This window comes from Pseudomonas sp. BIOMIG1BAC, assembly GCF_001705995.2.
Taxonomy (GTDB): domain Bacteria; phylum Pseudomonadota; class Gammaproteobacteria; order Pseudomonadales; family Pseudomonadaceae; genus Aquipseudomonas; species Aquipseudomonas sessilinigenes.
This window is the reverse complement of sequence record NZ_CP049045.1, coordinates 3976142-3992867: the sequence shown is the minus strand read 5'-3', so window position 1 is coordinate 3992867 and position 16726 is coordinate 3976142. Positions and strand designations below refer to the sequence as shown.

Sequence of the window (16726 nt, the reverse complement as noted above, 5' to 3'; positions counted from 1 at the left end):
AATAAAAGGTGCAGCCATGCCCGCGATCCGAATTGGCATCAATCCGATTTCCTGGAGCAATGACGACCTGCCGTCCCTGGGGGGCGAGACACCCCTGGACACGGCGCTGGCCGAAGGCAAGGCCATCGGCTACGAGGGCTTCGAGCTCAACGGCAAGTTCCCCAAGGATGCCCAGGGGGTGGCCGAGGTGCTGCGGCCCTACGAGCTGGCGCTGGTTTCCGGCTGGTACAGCGGCCAACTGGCGCGGCGCTCGGTGGCCGAGGAGATCGAAGCCATCGCCGCCCATGTGCAGTTGCTGGCGCACAATGGCGCCACGGTGCTGGTCTATGGCGAGGTGGCCGACTCGATCCAGGGCCAACCCATCGCCCTGGTGGAGCGCCCGCGCTTTCATACCGAACAGGCCTGGCAGGCATATGCCGACAAGCTCACCGAACTGGCCCGTTTCACCCTCTCCCAGGGCGTACGCCTGGCCTATCACCACCATATGGGCGCCTACGTCGAATCACCGCAGGACATCGACCAACTGATGCGCCGCAGCGGCCCCGAGGTGGGCCTGCTGTTCGACTCCGGGCATTGCTACATGGGCGGTGCAGAGCCCCTGGAGGTGTTGCGCCGGCATGTCGGGCGGGTCTGCCATGTGCATTTCAAGGATGTGCGCAAGCCGGTGGTGCAGTTGGCGCGCAACCAGCTCTGGAGCTTTCCCGACTGTATCGTCAACGGCACCTTTACCGTGCCCGGTGATGGCGACCTGGATTTTGCCGCGTTGCTGCAGGTGTTGCTGGGCGCGGGTTACCAGGGCTGGTTGGTGGTGGAGGCCGAGCAGGACCCGGCGGTGGCCCCCAGCGAGGTCTATGCCCGCAAAGGCTACGATACCCTGCGCGCTTTGCTGGCCAGTGCCGGGCACGGGAGGGCTGCTCGATGAGCCTGCTGGTCAAGGGCACGAGCGCGGCCCAGGAGCTGGTGCGACTCGAGGAAGGCCGTTTGCAGTACGTGGGTTTCGCCGCCTACCGCCTGGGCCTGGACGAAAGCCTGCCGGTCAGTGCCGGTGAACGCGAGCTATGCCTGGTTTTGCTGGCCGGGCATGTGCGGGTCGAGGGCGAGGCACCGGGGCATGGTGCGTTCCGTTGGGAGGGGATCGGCGAGCGCCAATCGGTGTTCGAGGACCTGGCGCCGTTCGCCGTCTACCTGCCGCCGGGCAGCCAGGCCCGGATCACCGCGCTGGACCCGGTGCAGCTGGCGGTCTGCGCAGCCCCCGGTTGCCGCGAGGCCGGGCTGGGGCCGCGGCTGATCCGCCCGCAGCAGTGCTCGCGCAGCGTACGGGGCAAGGACGCCAATACCCGTTATGTCTGCGACATCCTGCCGGCCAGCGAGCCTGCGCATTCGCTGCTGGTGGTGGAGGTGCGCACGCCATCCGGGCACTCCTCCAGCTACCCGCCCCACAAGCACGACACCGACGACCTGCCGCACCAGAGCTTTCTCGAAGAGACCTACTACCACCAGGTCGACCCGCCCCAGGGCTTCGTGTTCCAGCGGGTGTACACCGACGATCGACGGCTGGACGAAGCCATGGCCGTGGAGCACCACGACCTGGTGGTGGTCCCCGAGGGCTATCACCCGGTCTGCGTGCCGTACGGCTACCAGTCCTATTACCTGAATGTCATGGCCGGGCCGAAACGCGCCTGGCAATTCCACAACGATCCGCAGCACAGCTGGCTGCTCGATCTCTGAGAGCGCCACGCCATAGGGAGAGTCAGCCACATGCCCCGGCCCTTGCGTTTTGCCTTGAACCGGATGGTCGCGCCGAGCTTGTCGCTGGTGGAATTCCTCGACCTGGCGCTGGAGTTGCAGATCGATGCCATCGAGTTGCGCAACGACCTGCCGGGCGTGGAAATCACCGATGGCACGCCGCCGGAGCGGGTTCGCGAGCTGTGCGCCAACCGTGGCGTGCGGGTGTTGTCGATCAATGCGCTGTACCCCTTCGATGTCTGGAACCCGGAGCGCGAGCGGCAACTGCGGCAATTGGCCGAGTATGCCGTGGCCTGCGGTGCCAGGGGGCTGGTGCTGTGTCCGCTGAATGAGGCCGGGGACCCGCGCGATGCCACGCAGCGGGCGCTGGCGCTGCGCAGCGCCCTCGAGGGAATCGCCCCGGTACTGCGCCGGCATGGCCTGTACGGCTTCATCGAGCCCCTGGGCTTTGAGGAGAGCGCCTTGCGCAGCAAGCGCCTGGCGCTGGAGGCGGTCCGCGACACTGCCAGCCTGGATGTCCTGCGCCTGCTGCATGACACCTTCCATCACCGCCTGGCTGGAGAACAGGAGCTGTTCGCCGAACAGACCGCCCTGGTGCACATCTCCGGGGTCGAGGAGGCGCAGGCGCCCCTGGAGCTATTGCGCGACGGCCATCGAGTGCTGGTGGGCGCGGCGGATCGGCTCGGCAACGTGGCGCAACTCAAGGCGCTGTTGCACCAGGGCTACACCGGTTACCTGTCGTTCGAGCCTTTCGCCGCCTGCGTCCATGGCCTGGTGGATGTCCGCCAGGCCCTGGGCGCCAGCATCGACCATCTGCGCCAGGCCCTGGAGTGAGTGCCCGGCGCCATGCCCCTATCCCTTGTAAGGAGCTGAAATGAGCACGCTACGCCTGACCATGGCCCAGGCCCTGGTGAAGTTCCTCGACAACCAGTACGTCGAGGTGGATGGACAACAGAGCCGTTTCGTCGCCGGAGTCTTCACCATCTTCGGCCACGGCAACGTACTGGGCATCGGCCAGGCCCTGCAGCAGGACCCGGGTGGCCTGCAGGTGCACCAGGGGCGCAACGAGCAGGGCATGGCCCACGCGGCCATCGGTTTCGCCAAGCAGCGCCTGCGCCGACAGGTCTATGCCTGTACCGCCTCGGTGGGGCCTGGCGCGGCGAACATGCTGACCGCGGCCGCCACTGCCACGGCCAATCGCATCCCCTTGCTGCTGTTGCCCGGCGATGTGTTCGCCAGCCGCCAGCCGGACCCGGTGTTGCAGCAGATCGAGCAGTTCCATGACCTGGGCATCAGCACCAACGATGCCTTCAAGGCCGTGAGCAAGTACTGGGACCGGATCAACCGCCCGGAACAATTGATGAGTGCCGCATTGCAGGCCATGCGGGTGCTGACCGACCCGGCGGAAACCGGCGCGGTGACCCTGGCGCTGCCCCAGGACGTGCAGGCCGAGGCCTACGACTATCCCGAGGCGTTCTTCGCCCGCAGGGTCCACCGTATCGATCGGCGCCTGCCCACCGCGGCCATGCTGGCCGATGCCGCGGCGCTGCTGCTGGGCAAGCGCCGGCCGCTGATCATCTGTGGCGGCGGGGTCAAGTACTCCGCTGCCGGCGAGGCGCTGCAGGCGTTCGCCGAGCGTTTCGCGATTCCCGTGGCCGAGACCCAGGCGGGCAAGAGTGCGCTGCTCTCGAGCCATCCGCTGAACGTCGGCGGCATTGGCGAGACTGGCTGCCTGGCGGCCAACCTGCTGGCCCGGGAGGCCGACCTGATCATCGGCGTGGGGACGCGCTACAGCGATTTCACCACGTCCTCGAAATGGCTGTTCCAGCATCCGCAGGTGCAGTTCCTCAATCTCAACGTCAACCCCGGCGATGCCCTGAAGCTCGATGGGGTGCAGTTGCTGGCCGATGCGCGGGCCGGCTTGCAGGGCCTGTCGCAGGTCCTGGTGGAGCGTGACTATCGCGCCGGCTGGGGCGAGCAGGTGGCGACGGCCAAGGCGCAGTTGGCGGCCGAGGTGCAGCGCCTGCATGGCGTGCAGTATTCGGCGCAGGCCTTCGTGCCCGAGGTCGACGACTCACTGGACCCGGCGGTGCTGCGCGAGTTCATCGAACTCACCGGCTCCTGCCTGACCCAGAGCCAGGTCCTGGGCGTGCTCAACCAGGTGCTGGACGAAGACGCGGTGATCGTCGCCGCCGCCGGCAGCCTGCCCGGTGACCTGCAACGCAGTTGGGCCAGCAAGGGGCTCAACAGCTACCACGTGGAGTACGGCTATTCGTGCATGGGCTACGAGGTCGGCGCGGCCCTGGGGGTCAAGCTCGCCGAGCCTGGGCGCGAGGTCTATGCGCTGCTGGGGGACGGCTCCTACCTGATGCTGCATTCGGAGCTGGTCACCTCGCTCCAGGAGCGGCGCAAGATCAACCTGGTATTGCTGGACAACATGGCCTTCGGTTGCATCAACAACCTGCAGCTGGGCCAGGGCCAGGACAGCTTCGCCACTGAATTTCGCTATCGCGACCCGCTCACGGGCCGGCTCGACGGCGGCCTGATCCCGGTGGACTACGCCATGAGCGCCGCAGCCTACGGTTGCAAGACCTACCGGGTCACCAGTCTCGAGCAGTTGCAGGCGGCCCTGGCGGATGCCCGCCGGCAGACGGTCTCGACCCTGATCGACATCAAGGTCCTGCCCAAGACCATGCTCCACGGCTACCAGTCCTGGTGGCATGTGGGGGTGGCCCAGGTCTCTGACAGCGAGCGGGTTGCCGCCGCGTCCCGAGCCATCGCCGCCGAACTGGCCAGGGCCCGCCAGTATTGATCCTTTGCCACGAACAACCACAGGAGTACATCCATGTCTTTGCAGCTAGGCGTTATCGGGACCGGGGCCATCGGCCAGGATCACATCCGGCGTTGCAGCCAGACCCTGCAGGGCAGTCGGGTCGTGGCCGTGACCGACATCGATCGGCAACAGGCGGCGCGGGTGGTCGACGACCTGCAATTGCAGGCTGAAGTCCATGCAGACGGCCATGCCTTGATCCGCTCGCCCCAGGTGCAGGCGGTGCTGGTCACGTCCTGGGGCCCCAGCCACGAGGAATTCGTGCTGGCAGCCATCGCCGCCGGCAAGCCGGTGTTCTGCGAGAAACCCCTGGCGGTGACCGCCGAGGGCTGCCGGCGCATCGTCGAGGCCGAACTGGCCCATGGCACGCGCCTGGTCCAGGTGGGCTTCATGCGCCCTTATGACGCGGGTTACCAGGCGCTGAAGGCCGTGGTGGACAGCGGTCGGATCGGCACGCCGCTGATGCTGCACTGCGCCCACCGCAATCCTCGGGTAGGGCCGAACTACAAGACCGACATGGCCATTACCGACACCCTGATCCACGAACTAGACGTGCTGCGCTGGTTGCTGGACGACGACTACGTCTCGGTGCAGGTGCTGTTCCCCCGGGTTTCGAGCAAGGCCCATGGGCAACTGCGTGACCCGCAGATCGTGCTGCTGGAGACCGCCCGTGGGGTGCGGATCGATGTGGAGATTTTCGTCAACTGCCAATACGGCTACGACATCCAGTGCGAGGTGGTGGGCGAGAGCGGGATCGCGCGCCTGCCCGAGCCGCCTCAGGTGCAGCTGCGCAGCGCGGCCAACCTGTCCAGCGCCATCCTCATGGACTGGAAGGAGCGCTTCATCGCCGCCTATGACGTCGAGCTGCAAGCCTTTATCGATGCCGTGGCGGCAGGGCAGGTGGGTGGCCCCTCGGCCTGGGACGGCCTGGCGGCAGCGGTGGCTGCCGACGCTTGCATCCAGGCCCAGCAGAGCGGGGCCATCGTGCCGGTGCACTTGCCGCCGCGCCCCGCATTCTATGGCTGAGAGGCCCGGGCCAAGGCCCTGGGCAGGCCCTCGAATGGGGCTTGAACAGGGCTTGCAACAAAATTCTAAAATGAGTTGATATAGAAAATATTTTCCAATAGAGTCGTTTCCAGGTTGCCGACTACCCAGGCTGCCGGGGTCTTCAGGTTCTGCCTGGTGTCCTGGCCAGCCATCCAACAAAAACAACACAGGTGCCGTCGATGAAGATCCCTCGCTCTGCCACGCCATTGCCCTCCCGGGCAGGTGCCACTCTCCCTCGCGAGATGCCTCGCACTCCCTGGTCCTCCCGCTTGCTGTCGCTGCTGGGTTGCCTGTGCGTCGAACACCAAGGTTCGCTGCTGGGCTGCATGCCCGGCGCCCCGGTCCTGTATTCACGCGCCTGAGCCGCGGCGGCGCCCGAGCCGCCAACCGACAACAACGTGGAGAGCACCCTTGATGAATATCCAGACCCGAGTGGTTTCCCTGGCCCTGGCCTTGCTGCTGTCCAGCGGCGTGGCCCAGGCCCAGGTGCGGATCGGTGTGAGCATGTCGCAGTTCGACGACACCTGGCTGACCTACCTGCGCGAGTCCATGGACCAGAAGGCCAAGTCCATGCCCGAGGGCGTGCAGTTGCAGTTCGAGGACGCCCGCAGCGACGTGGTCAAGCAGTTGAGCCAGGTCGAAAGCTTCGTCAGCCAGAAGGTCGACGCCATCGTGGTCAACCCGGTGGACACCGCCGCCACTCGCAAGATCACCGAGGCGGCGGTCAAGGCCGGGATCCCGCTGGTCTACGTCAACCGCCGCCCGGATGACCTGGCGCTGCCCAAGGGGGTGGTCACCGTGGCCTCCGACGACCTGGAGGCCGGGCGGATGCAGATGCAGTACCTGGCGGACAAGATGGGCGGCAAGGGCAGCGTGGTGATCCTGCTGGGGGACCTGGCCAACAACTCCACGGCCAATCGCACCAAGGGCGTCAAGGAGGTGCTGGCCAAGTACCCGGGCATCCGGGTCGACCAGGAGCAGACCGGGGTCTGGCTGCGCGACCGCGGCATGACCCTGGTCAATGACTGGCTGACCCAGGGCCGCGAGTTCAACGCCGTGGTGGCCAACAACGACGAGATGGCCATCGGCGCCGCCATGGCCTTGAACCAGGCCGGGGTGGCGCGCGGCAGCGTGCTGATCGCCGGGGTCGACGGTACCCCCGACGGGCTGCGCGCGGTGCAGCGCGGCGAGCTGGCGGTGTCGGTGTTCCAGGACGCCAAGGGCCAGGCCGAAGGGTCGGTGGAGACCGCGGTGAAGATGATCAACCAGCAGCCGGTGGAGGCTGCGGTGTGGATCCCGTATCGGTTGATCACTCCGGACAACGTCGCCCAGTTCAAGTAGCCGGGCCTCATTCACCGAGCAAGCCGACCGGGCGCCCAGGGTGCCTGGCGGCGGGAGTAGCTGAGCATGAACGCCTGTGCGTCCGTTTCGAATCCGGCCGGGATCACCCCCGTCATCGAGCCTTACCTGCTAGAGGTGATCAATGTCAGCAAGGGCTTTCCCGGGGTGGTGGCCCTGTCAGAGGTGCAGTTGCGGGTACGTCCCGGCACTGTGCTGGCGTTGATGGGGGAGAACGGGGCCGGCAAGTCGACCCTGATGAAGATCATCGCCGGGATCTACCAGCCCGATGCCGGCGAGTTGCGCCTCAAGGGCCGGCCGGTGAGCTTCGCCTCGCCACTGGCGGCCCTGGAGGCGGGGATCGCCATGATCCACCAGGAACTCAACCTGATGCCGCACATGAGCGTCGCCGAGAACATCTGGATCGGCCGCGAGCCGCTGGGCCGGCTGGGCCTGGTCGATCATCGGGCGATGCATCGGGCCACCGCCGCGCTGTTGGCGCGCCTGCGCATCGAGCTCGATCCCCAGGAACAGGTGGGCCACCTGAGCATTGCCGAGCGGCAGATGGTGGAGATCGCCAAGGCGGTGTCCTATGACTCCGATGTGCTGATCATGGACGAGCCGACCTCGGCCATCACCGACAAGGAAGTGGCCCACCTGTTCTCGATCATCGCCGACCTCAAGGCCCAGGGCAAGGGCATCATCTACATCACCCACAAGATGAACGAAGTGTTCGCCATCGCCGATGAGGTGGCGGTGTTCCGCGATGGCACCTACATCGGCCTGCAACGGGCCGAGAACCTGGACGGCGACAGCCTGATCTCGATGATGGTCGGGCGCGAGCTGAGCCAGCTGTTTCCCACGCGTGACCAGCCCATCGGCGAGCGCTTGCTGCAGGTGTGCGACCTGCGCCTGGACGGGGTGTTCGAGGGGGTGTCGTTCGACCTGCATGCCGGCGAGATCCTCGGTATCGCCGGGCTGATGGGCTCGGGGCGGACTAACGTGGCCGAGACCCTGTTCGGCATCACCCCGGCCGATGGCGGGCAGATCATCCTCGATGGCCAGGTGTTGCGCATTGGCGAGCCCCACGTGGCCATCAGCCAGGGCCTGGCGCTGCTCACCGAGGATCGCAAGCTCAGCGGCTTGTTTCCCTGCCTGTCGGTGCTGGAGAACATGGAAGTGGCGGTGCTCAAGCACTATGCCGGGGCGGGGTTCGTCAAGCACAAGACCCTGCGTGCCCTGTGCGAGGACATGTGTCGCCAGTTGCGGGTCAAGACCCCGTCGCTGGAGCAGTGCATCGACACCCTGTCTGGCGGCAACCAGCAAAAGGCCCTGCTGGCCCGCTGGCTGATGACCCGGCCGCGGATCCTGATCCTCGACGAGCCGACCCGGGGCATCGATGTCGGGGCGAAGGCCGAGATCTACCGCCTGATCGCCACACTCGCCGGCGAAGGCATGGCGGTGCTGATGATCTCCTCGGAACTGCCCGAGGTCCTGGGCATGAGCGACCGGGTGCTGGTCATGCACGAGGGGCAGCTGATGGGCACCCTGGACCGTAGCGAAGCGAGCCAGGAGCGGGTGATGCAACTGGCCTCGGGCCTGGCCCTGGAACACTAGCGGCGACACGCGACATTCAACCTGGGCCGGCCGCCGCCAATGGCGCCGCCCCTGATCAAGGTGGACGGTGATGAACGCAATACTGGAAAACAAACCGGCCCTGGCACCGGCCAAGAGCCGTCGGCGCCTGCCGACCGAACTGAGTATCTTCCTGGTGCTGATCGGCATCGCCCTGGTGTTCGAGCTGTCCGGCTGGGTGGTCCGCGAGCAGAGCTTCTTGCTCAATTCCCAGCGCCTGGTGCTGATGATTCTCCAGGTCTCGGTCATTGGCCTGCTGGCCATCGGCGTGACCCAGGTGATCATCACCACCGGCATCGACCTGTCCTCGGGCTCGGTGCTGGCCTTGTCGGCGATGATTGCCGCCAGCCTGGCGCAGACTTCCGACTTCAGCCGCGCGGTGTTCCCCGGGTTGACCGATCTGCCGGTATGGATCCCGGTGCTGGCGGGGCTGGGAGTGGGCCTGCTGGCGGGGGCGATCAACGGCAGCATCATCGCCCTCAGCGGCATCCCGCCCTTTATCGCTACCCTGGGAATGATGGTTTCGGCCCGTGGTCTGGCGCGCTACTACACCCAGGGCCAGCCGGTGAGCATGTTGTCCGATTCCTACACCGCCATTGGCCACGGGGCGATGCCGGTGGTGATCTTCCTGGTGGTCGCGGTGATTTTCCATGTCGCCCTGCGCTACACCCGCTACGGCAAATACACCTATGCCATTGGCGGCAACATGCAGGCGGCGCGCACGTCGGGGATCAACGTCAAGCGCCACCTGGTGATCGTCTACAGCATCGCCGGGCTGCTGGCCGGGTTGGCCGGGGTGGTGGCCTCGGCCCGGGCCGCCACCGGGCAGGCGGGGATGGGCATGTCCTACGAGCTGGATGCCATTGCCGCTGCAGTGATCGGAGGCACCAGCCTGGCCGGGGGCGTGGGGCGCATCACCGGCACGGTGATCGGCGCGCTGATCCTGGGGGTGATGGCCAGCGGCTTTACCTTCGTCGGTGTCGATGCCTATATCCAGGACATCATCAAGGGGCTGATCATCGTGGTGGCGGTGGTCATCGACCAGTACCGCAACAAGCGCAAGTTAAAACGCTGATGCCGATGGCGGAGGGGGAGGGAAAGGGCGGTAATCTGTCGCAGAAATAGCCAAATCCGCCGTCCGGTACTGCCGTTTGTCTTCTAAAAGAGCGGTGTCCATTGAATTTTTTGTTATAAAAGCACTCCGATCATCCGCCCCAAAGCCCGCAATTGCGGGCTTTGTGCGGTTTGTCGGACAGATTCGCTGTCATTTCAGTTGCTGCGCCCTCAAACCGGCCTTAGACTGCCGCCCCTCGTAAATTGAGTGCCGGGTGGCGCTTGGAAGGTATGGCGCCTTTCTGATGACCTGACGGGTCAACCGGAAACAGCTTGAATTCGCCTTAATGCACGTATTTTTTATAGAGAAATCAATGACCAAGGAAAAGTTGCTGGCCATGCCGGCGGATGACTACATGAATGCCGAGCAACACGCTTTTTTCACTGAGCTGTTGCAAGCCATGAAGGTGGAAACCCACGAGCGCATCGAGCAGAACCGGATCGCCATTGAAAGCCTGGATACCCCGGCTGACCCGGCCGACGCCGCTTCCGTCGAAGAAGAGCGCACCTGGTTGGTCAACGCCATCGATCGTGACCAGCGCATGTTGCCGCAGCTGGAGCAGGCCCTGGGCCGGATCAGTGACGACAGCTTTGGCTGGTGCGACGACAGCGGCGAGCCGATCGGCCTCAAGCGCCTGCTGATCAGCCCGACCACCAAGTACTGCATCGAAGCCCAAGAGCGCCACGAGCAGATCGACAAGCACCAGCGCCAGGCTTAAAGGCAGCTGCAAGCTGTCAGTGTTTCAAGTGCATTCTTGCCTCCAGGGGCGCAGCCTAGCCAGCGCTGCGCACTGGAGGGCGAACCTCCCCCCTCGCGGTAATCCTGTGCGATATCCGCAGCCCGTCTTCCATTTCCCTTGATCTACTGCAACATCCCTCCCGGAAGACTCTGAATAATACCTCCCCAAACGTCTCTTGCCGCTTATGGCTGCAAGCTTGCCGCTGCTCTGATTCCTACTAAGGGACCATGGATAATGGCCTTCTAGTGGCGTTTAATGCCGGAAAACAATTAGAACGATATGGGGTGACCAAGATGTCAAGAGAAGGATCTCTCGCGGCGCCTGTCGCGCAGCCGCTGGCCAGCGACGATGGGGGACGTTGGTGGGCGCCGACCCTGCAGAGCGCAGCCTTGATGGCGTTGTTCGCGGGCCAGGCCCTGGGGGGCTGGCCGCTGTACCTGTGCCTGCCGCTGGCGGTGCTGGTGGTCTGGCTGCCTCGCTGGCGCACGCGCAAGGCGCTGGAGACCACGGCGGTCGCGGCCGATACCGAGCTGTCGGCACTGACCCGCGATCTGTCCTACGGCACTACCCATAACGCATTGTCTGCCGCCGCCGTGGCGTACTCGGTAACCCAACTGGCCGGCAAGTTGCAATCGCAGTTGGATGCCGCAGTGAGCATCGTCGGTAACGCCGAGGTCATGATCAAGACCGAGCAGGTCACCTCGCAGCTCAGCCTCCAGGCCCTGGGCGCCGCCAGCGAAGCCCATGCCAGCAGCGCCGAAGGGCGCAGCGTACTGGGCGAGTCCATCACCCGCATGCACCTGCTCAGCCAGCGGGCCAATGACAGCCGCGAGCTGATCGAGGCCCTGAGCCAGCGCAGCGAAGAAATCCAGCGGGTGGCGCTGGTCATCCAGTCCATCGCCAGCCAGACCAACCTGTTGGCGCTCAATGCCGCCATCGAGGCCGCTCGCGCCGGCGAGCATGGCCGTGGTTTCGCCGTGGTCGCCGACGAGGTGCGCGGCCTGGCCGGGCGCACTGCCACCGCCACCGACGAGGTCGGGGTGATGGTGGCCGATATCCAGCAGCGCACCAGTGATGTGGTGGAGCAGATTCGCCAGCTGTCCGACGATCTGAGCCAGGGGGTCGAGCAGGTGGAACACACGGGACGCCACCTGGACAACATCGCCCGCCTGGCTGCCGGGGTCGAGGAGCAGGTCAGCGAGATTGCCCGGGGGGCGCAGACCAATCGCGAGCAGCTCGACAGCCTGTTCCATGCCGTAGAGCAGATGCGCAGCGACCTGGCGGTCAGCGACCAGCAGACCCGCAGCCTGGCCCAGGCAGCGGTACAGATGGAAGGGCAGGCGGAAACCATCAGCGAGCGCCTGGCCGTGGTGGGCCTGGACGATTATCACCAGCGCATCTATGACCTGGCCCGCGAAGGTGCACGGCGTATCGCCGAGCAATTCGAAGCGGACCTGGCAGGCAAGCGCGTTACCCTCGATGATTTGTTCGACCGCCACTATCAGCTGATCGCCAATACGGAGCCGGCCAGGTACCAGACCCGCTTCGACCGCTATACCGACCAGGTGCTGCCGCCGATCCAGGAGTCGCTGTTGTCACGTCATGATGGCCTGGTGTTTGCCATCGCCTGTACCCAGGAAGGTTATGTGCCAACCCATAACAAGGCGTTTTCCCAGCCGCTGACCGGCGATCCCCAGGTGGACAACCTGCATAACCGCAGCAAGCGCAAGTTTGCCGACCGTACGGGCATCCGCTGTGGCAGCCACCAGCAACCGTTGCTGCTGCAGACCTATACCCGCGACACCGGTGAGCTGATGCATGACCTGTCGGTGCCGATCATGGTCCTGGGCCGGCATTGGGGTGGGTTGCGCCTGGGCTACAAACCGGAGCAGGCGCCACCGCAACGGGCTTCATGAGGCCCGTCATTGTTACCGATGGCGCAATTGTGCTGTGCAGAATCAGGCATGTCGCGTGGAGCGGGAAATCATTAGCATGAGACATCATTAGTCAGCTAACTATTTTCCGGAGAAGACTCCATGCACGGCAAAGTCGATGTGGCGGTGATGATTGGCAGTGGAGTGCCCGCTTCGTTGCGGGCCTTGGGACGCAAGGTGTGCTGGGTGGTGCTGGTCAACGGTGAGCAGCGTGGTACTGCCTTTGCCACGCGCGCCGAAGCCCAGGAGTGCCAGTTGGCCTGGGTGGAGCAGCTGGCGGTGCTCAAGCCGGGCCGGAGGCCGCTCAAGCACTCGGCTTGAACGCTGCCCCGGGTACTGTCGGGCTTGCGGGCCGGGTTCCGGCTCAATGACTCAAGCGTCCAGCGCACCCTGGTCGATGGCCTGCTTGAGGGCCCGGGCCGATGCCCTGGCGGCGGCTGCGGCTTGTGCTGGGGTCTTGAACCAGCGGTCGCGCTCGACCTGGTACAAACCGACCCGATTGCTTGGTGGCTTGGCCCGCAGGGCGATCACGGCCTGGAATTCGCCCCTGACTTCCCGGCACTGGCCGCGGATGAAGAATTCGCCAATATCCAGCTCGGTCATTTCCTGCCTGCTCCCAGGGTGAATGAGTATTAAAGGTCCGCAGGATGCGGTCGAAAAGTTCGCTGTCGAGTATGGCGCGCGGTTTGCTGCCAGATCTTGAGTCAGGTCATGTCCTACTCAGGTTGTAAATGTTCTGACGAGCAGAGTTGACATTTCTTACGACTAATCTTGCCCATGCCTAGCCGTATCAAGGGGGGTGGAGAGTTAGAATCGCGCCTTGTCGAAGGAGGTGTCCAAGGCAGTATTACCTGCTGCATGGCTGCGCGGCTGTTGTGCTTGACTGGGCCTGTATGCAGTGGAAGATCGCTTTGAATGGTCGAAATGCCCAAAGTTGCTCTAGAATTGCCTGTGCCGCCCGAAGTGGCTGCCGATCCAGGGATTCATGTTACTAGACGTATTGGGCCTGAAAGCCTGTTCCAGCATCCATTCCTGATTGCGCAAAGCCATGTTTTTCGGGCCCTGAGCCTACTTTCCTGCCTTCGACACGAGCCTGCCGCATCGGCGAAATACCCTTTGCCCAGCGCCCGTGGCTGCAGCGGTACCAGGCTCATATGGGTGACTTTTCCGGTTGATCGTTCGAGATAAGTACGCCGCCATGGCGGTTTTTTGTGCTGTCCATTTTTTCAAGGACAGCATTATTTGAGTATCGGGGAGCTTTCCTTGGCAGTAAGTAATCTTGAAATGCATGCGTTGTTTGTTTTGGGTGATTTGCGCGCAAAGCTGGTCAAGCAGTTTCAATCTCGTTTTGTCTATGTCACCGAACAATCCGCCGAAGGCATCTACATCGCCGAACTCGATACCGAGTCGGCGATGGTGGTGGACGATAAGCCGCGCCTGGAACTCAAGGTAGGCGATCATTTTCGGGCGGCGGTGCTGCCCAGTCGCGAAGGCGGCAAGATGGAAATCCGCTTTCGCGAGATCAAGCTGACGGTCTATGGCCTGGGCGACTACGCCTTCGTCAGCAGCCCGCTGGGGCAGGGGATCGTGTTCCGGGAAGGCCAGTCGGTGGTGATGGTGTTCGCCGCCAACGAACAGTTGCAGGAAGGCCTGACCAAGACCCTCAAGGCGGTGTCCGCCAAGGCCGCCAAATGGCGCAAGGGCGAATTGATCAGCTTCAAGGCCAGCGAGTGACGAGCCTGAGCCGCGCCGAATTCCACCAGCAGCATCTGGCTGACGCGCGCAACGAGGCCCTGCGCCTGTTCCAGCAGAAGACGGTCTTGCAGGGCGCCTGGCTGAACTGGGTGGCTGCACAGATCTACAGCTTGCGCCCGGCAGCCTACGCCAGCATGGTGCGGCGTGAGCTGCAACGCCTGCAGGAGCCGGAAGGCCCGTGACAACCGTGATACCCGCGCCCTAGCACAGCCCGCTCGTTCCATCGGCCAGCCCCGGACGCAGGTGCGGCGCACCATGGCCCGGCTTGCAAGTTCCTCCATTCGTTGACGAACCAGGCGCAATCGCCCAGGCCTGGGTGTACCCGAACCCTTGGTAAAGGCATTCGGGCCACCACCTTGCAGAGGCGTTTCAGAAGCGGGTTTGCACCGCCACTTCGAAGGTTCGCGGGGTGCCCAGGTAGTAGGCCGGGGACACGTGGGCGAACTGGCCGTAGGTTTCGTTGGTCAGGTTGCGCACTCGCCCGGTAATGCTGGTGTGGCTGTCGAGCTGGTAGCGCAGGAAGCTGCCATACAGGGTGTAGGCGGGCATGGTCAGGGTATTGGCATTGTCGGCGTAGACCGAGGCCACGTAGCGGGCATCGACCCCGGCCTGCCAGTCGCTCGCCAAGTCATAGGTCAGCCACAGGTTGGCCAGGCGCGAGGGCACGTTGGTGGGGGTATTGCCCTTGCGCGAGACCACCGCGCCGCTGGCGAGCTTTTCATTGAACGCATCGTACTCGGCATCCACCCAGGCGAAGTTGCCCTGGGCCAGCAGTCGCGGGGTGATGCGCAGCGAACTGGCCAGCTCGATGCCCTTCGACGTCTGCTGGCCCACCGGAATGCTATTGGCCGGGTCCAGTGGATCGGTCACGGCGAAGTCCTTGCGTTCGATGCGGTAGGCCGCCACGGTGGCCGAGCCACGACCGTCCAGGTAGTCGAACTTGCTCCCCACCTCCCACTGCTTGCCGGTGGATACGTCGAAGTTCTGGGTACCGCTGGGCTGTTCGGCGGCGGTGCTGTATTGCACATAGACGTTGGCGCTGGGCAAGAACTGCCAGGTCAGGCCCAGGCGTCCGGTGACCGGCTCCCAGCTGCGCTTGAAGTGGCGCGGGTTGCTGGCGGTGATGGTCCGGTGGTTGGTCACGTCCAGGTCGATGGCGTCGTAGCGCAAACCGCTGAGCAGCGACAGCTCGTCGGTCAGGGCCAGGCGGTTCTCGACGAACAGCGCGCGGGTGGTGACCTGGTTGGTCTTGTCCTTGACCCAGCCCTGGCGGGTTCCTTCCAGTTCGTAGAAGTGCCCGGGACGGTAGCTGTTCGGGTCGACGCTGTTGCGGGCCGGTACGTTGTTCGGCGAATTGGTGGTGCTGTTGACCTTGTACTCGAAACCGGCGGCCCAGGTGGTGTCGAGGCCCAGTAGTTGGTCTTCGTGGCGCACCTCGAACTGGTTGCCCACCTGGTTGCCCTGGTGCCGCACCAGGTAGGCGGTGGAGCGGTTCACCAGCCGGTTGTCGGGGCTGTACTGGTAGGTCTCCAGGTTGCGGTAGTCGCGCTGGCTGTCCAGGTGGTAGAGGGTATTGCGCAGGCTGGTGCTGTCGTTGATCCGGTAGTCGAGGATCGAACGCAGCCAGACGGTGCGCTGTTCGTACAGGCCATCGGCGACGTTGTAGTTGTTGAAGCGGTTGTGCTTGTCGATCTTCAGGTCGCCGGCCTTGGGGTTGAGCACTGGCGTGCCCCAGTAGGGGCTGTCCTCGTGCTCGTCCTGATACTCCACGGCCAGGGTGTGGGACAGGTCCGGGGTCAGGTCGCTGAGCAGGGAGAATGCCAGGCTCCAGGCGTCGCGCTCCTGGCGGTCGATATAGCCGTTGCTGGTGTTGTGGCTGACATCCAGCCGCGCGAAGTGCTGCACATCGGCGCTGGCCGGGCTCAGGGCATGGTTGACCCCGAAGGCGGTCTGGGTGGTGTCGAAGCTGCCATAGCCGAGCAGGCCCTCGGCGGCCCGTTCGCGGCGTTCGGCCAGCTTGGTCACGTAGTTCAGCGAGCCGCCCACGGAGCCTGCGCCATTGATCAGCGACGACGGGCCGCTCACCAGTTCCACCCGATCATAGATCCAGGCGTCCACAGGGCGGGCCAGGCCGGTGGCGACATTGATGCCATTGAACATCTGGGTGATCTGGCCACTGGTGAAGCCACGATAGGAAACGAAGCCGCCGAACCCCGGAGGAGCGCTGGCATTGACCCCGGGCAGGGCATTGGCGGCGTCCTGGAAGGTACGATCGCCCCGGCGCTCGATGTCCTGGCGGCTACTCACCGCCACCGAGGCGGGGGTTTCACGCAGGCTCAGGCCCAGGCGCGAGGCCATGCCGCTGGACCGATCGAGCGATAACCCGGGTTCGGCATCCGCTTCGTCGGCACCGATGGTAGTGGGGGCCAGTTCGAGGCCCGGTTGGCCCCAGGCGCTGATAGACAGGCAGCCCAACAGGCTCGCCAGTAAAGGAAGGTGTTTCATTGAAAGGTCCTGAATTCTTGACTAGGAAACAGCCCACGGCCACGCGCCACGCAGAGGGCGCGGTGGAGAGGGCGGGTAGGGGC

Annotated in this window: 15 protein-coding genes and 1 pseudogene; 14 read left to right on the top strand and 2 right to left on the bottom strand. The window is 64.7% G+C overall.

Features of this window, described 5'->3' with window-relative positions:
* Positions 1 to 16: 16 nt before the first annotated feature.
* From iolE to ATY02_RS18430, 12 genes and pseudogenes are all read left to right on the top strand, one after another.
* Complete coding sequence (gene iolE, locus ATY02_RS18485) at positions 17 to 922, top strand: myo-inosose-2 dehydratase (protein ID WP_068578285.1); 906 nt, start codon at positions 17 to 19, stop codon at positions 920 to 922.
* Positions 919 to 1728 (top strand): 5-deoxy-glucuronate isomerase, encoded by an 810-nt coding sequence (gene iolB, locus ATY02_RS18480; RefSeq protein WP_068578283.1) that lies wholly within the window; start codon positions 919 to 921, stop codon positions 1726 to 1728. Before iolE ends, iolB begins: the two co-directional genes overlap by 4 nt.
* A 30-nt stretch (positions 1729 to 1758) precedes the next feature.
* Positions 1759 to 2580, top strand: coding sequence for a TIM barrel protein (locus ATY02_RS18475; protein WP_068578281.1), 822 nt, complete (start codon positions 1759 to 1761; stop codon positions 2578 to 2580).
* A gap of 40 nt (positions 2581 to 2620) precedes the next feature.
* Positions 2621 to 4558 (top strand): 3D-(3,5/4)-trihydroxycyclohexane-1,2-dione acylhydrolase (decyclizing), encoded by a 1938-nt coding sequence (iolD, locus tag ATY02_RS18470; RefSeq protein WP_068578279.1) that lies wholly within the window; start codon positions 2621 to 2623, stop codon positions 4556 to 4558.
* 33 nt (positions 4559 to 4591) lie between these two features.
* Positions 4592 to 5602 carry a Gfo/Idh/MocA family protein gene (locus ATY02_RS18465; protein WP_068578277.1) on the top strand — a complete coding sequence of 337 codons (1011 nt, stop codon included), beginning with the start codon at positions 4592 to 4594 and terminating at the stop codon, positions 5600 to 5602.
* A gap of 200 nt (positions 5603 to 5802) precedes the next feature.
* Complete coding sequence (locus ATY02_RS18460; RefSeq protein WP_068595973.1) at positions 5803 to 5985, top strand: hypothetical protein; 183 nt, start codon at positions 5803 to 5805, stop codon at positions 5983 to 5985.
* A 52-nt stretch (positions 5986 to 6037) separates the two neighbouring features.
* On the top strand, positions 6038 to 6964 hold the full coding sequence (locus ATY02_RS18455) for a sugar ABC transporter substrate-binding protein (protein WP_068578275.1): 927 nt from the start codon (positions 6038 to 6040) through the stop codon (positions 6962 to 6964).
* A gap of 66 nt (positions 6965 to 7030) precedes the next feature.
* A complete protein-coding gene (locus tag ATY02_RS18450) occupies positions 7031 to 8578 on the top strand; it encodes a sugar ABC transporter ATP-binding protein (protein ID WP_068595976.1) in 1548 nt (515 codons plus the stop codon).
* A 70-nt stretch (positions 8579 to 8648) separates the two neighbouring features.
* A complete protein-coding gene (locus tag ATY02_RS18445; RefSeq protein WP_068578214.1) occupies positions 8649 to 9671 on the top strand; it encodes an ABC transporter permease in 1023 nt (340 codons plus the stop codon).
* Between the two features lie 352 nt (positions 9672 to 10023).
* A complete protein-coding gene (locus tag ATY02_RS18440; RefSeq protein ID WP_022643977.1) occupies positions 10024 to 10428 on the top strand; it encodes a TraR/DksA family transcriptional regulator in 405 nt (134 codons plus the stop codon).
* A gap of 884 nt (positions 10429 to 11312) precedes the next feature.
* Positions 11313 to 12365: pseudogene (locus ATY02_RS36645) on the top strand (methyl-accepting chemotaxis protein); the annotation flags it as partial.
* A gap of 120 nt (positions 12366 to 12485) precedes the next feature.
* Positions 12486 to 12704 (top strand): hypothetical protein, encoded by a 219-nt coding sequence (locus ATY02_RS18430; RefSeq protein WP_068578216.1) that lies wholly within the window; start codon positions 12486 to 12488, stop codon positions 12702 to 12704.
* A gap of 51 nt (positions 12705 to 12755) precedes the next feature.
* Here the strand turns inward: ATY02_RS18430 and ATY02_RS18425 are convergent, their stop codons facing one another.
* Complete coding sequence (locus ATY02_RS18425) at positions 12756 to 12986, bottom strand: hypothetical protein (RefSeq protein WP_068578218.1); 231 nt, start codon at positions 12984 to 12986, stop codon at positions 12756 to 12758.
* A gap of 660 nt (positions 12987 to 13646) precedes the next feature.
* On the opposite strand from ATY02_RS18425, the gene ATY02_RS18420 reads away from it, so the two are divergent.
* Positions 13647 to 14117 (top strand): hypothetical protein, encoded by a 471-nt coding sequence (locus ATY02_RS18420; RefSeq protein ID WP_083235648.1) that lies wholly within the window; start codon positions 13647 to 13649, stop codon positions 14115 to 14117.
* 5 nt (positions 14118 to 14122) lie between these two features.
* A complete protein-coding gene (locus tag ATY02_RS18415) occupies positions 14123 to 14320 on the top strand; it encodes a hypothetical protein (protein ID WP_083235649.1) in 198 nt (65 codons plus the stop codon).
* Positions 14321 to 14507: 187 nt separating this feature from the next.
* On the opposite strand, the gene ATY02_RS18410 is transcribed toward ATY02_RS18415, so the two are convergent.
* Positions 14508 to 16643 carry a TonB-dependent receptor gene (locus ATY02_RS18410; RefSeq protein ID WP_068578224.1) on the bottom strand — a complete coding sequence of 712 codons (2136 nt, stop codon included), beginning with the start codon at positions 16641 to 16643 and terminating at the stop codon, positions 14508 to 14510.
* Positions 16644 to 16726: the final 83 nt, after the last annotated feature.

Excerpts from the sequence above, each read along its gene's own strand:
- ATY02_RS18450 (WP_068595976.1), top strand. The coding sequence starts at position 7,031 with ATGAACGCCTGTGCGTCCGTTTCGAATCCGGCCGGGATCACCCCCGTC.
- ATY02_RS18475 (WP_068578281.1), top strand. The coding sequence starts at position 1,759 with ATGCCCCGGCCCTTGCGTTTTGCCTTGAACCGGATGGTCGCGCCGAGC.
- ATY02_RS18425 (WP_068578218.1), bottom strand. The coding sequence starts at position 12,986 with ATGACCGAGCTGGATATTGGCGAATTCTTCATCCGCGGCCAGTGCCGG.
- iolD (WP_068578279.1), top strand. The coding sequence starts at position 2,621 with ATGAGCACGCTACGCCTGACCATGGCCCAGGCCCTGGTGAAGTTCCTC.
- iolB (WP_068578283.1), top strand. The coding sequence starts at position 919 with ATGAGCCTGCTGGTCAAGGGCACGAGCGCGGCCCAGGAGCTGGTGCGA.
- ATY02_RS18465 (WP_068578277.1), top strand. The coding sequence starts at position 4,592 with ATGTCTTTGCAGCTAGGCGTTATCGGGACCGGGGCCATCGGCCAGGAT.
- ATY02_RS18445 (WP_068578214.1), top strand. The coding sequence starts at position 8,649 with ATGAACGCAATACTGGAAAACAAACCGGCCCTGGCACCGGCCAAGAGC.
- iolE (WP_068578285.1), top strand. The coding sequence starts at position 17 with ATGCCCGCGATCCGAATTGGCATCAATCCGATTTCCTGGAGCAATGAC.
- ATY02_RS18460 (WP_068595973.1), top strand. The coding sequence starts at position 5,803 with ATGAAGATCCCTCGCTCTGCCACGCCATTGCCCTCCCGGGCAGGTGCC.
- ATY02_RS18430 (WP_068578216.1), top strand. The coding sequence starts at position 12,486 with ATGCACGGCAAAGTCGATGTGGCGGTGATGATTGGCAGTGGAGTGCCC.
- ATY02_RS18455 (WP_068578275.1), top strand. The coding sequence starts at position 6,038 with ATGAATATCCAGACCCGAGTGGTTTCCCTGGCCCTGGCCTTGCTGCTG.
- ATY02_RS18410 (WP_068578224.1), bottom strand. The coding sequence starts at position 16,643 with ATGAAACACCTTCCTTTACTGGCGAGCCTGTTGGGCTGCCTGTCTATC.
- ATY02_RS18440 (WP_022643977.1), top strand. The coding sequence starts at position 10,024 with ATGACCAAGGAAAAGTTGCTGGCCATGCCGGCGGATGACTACATGAAT.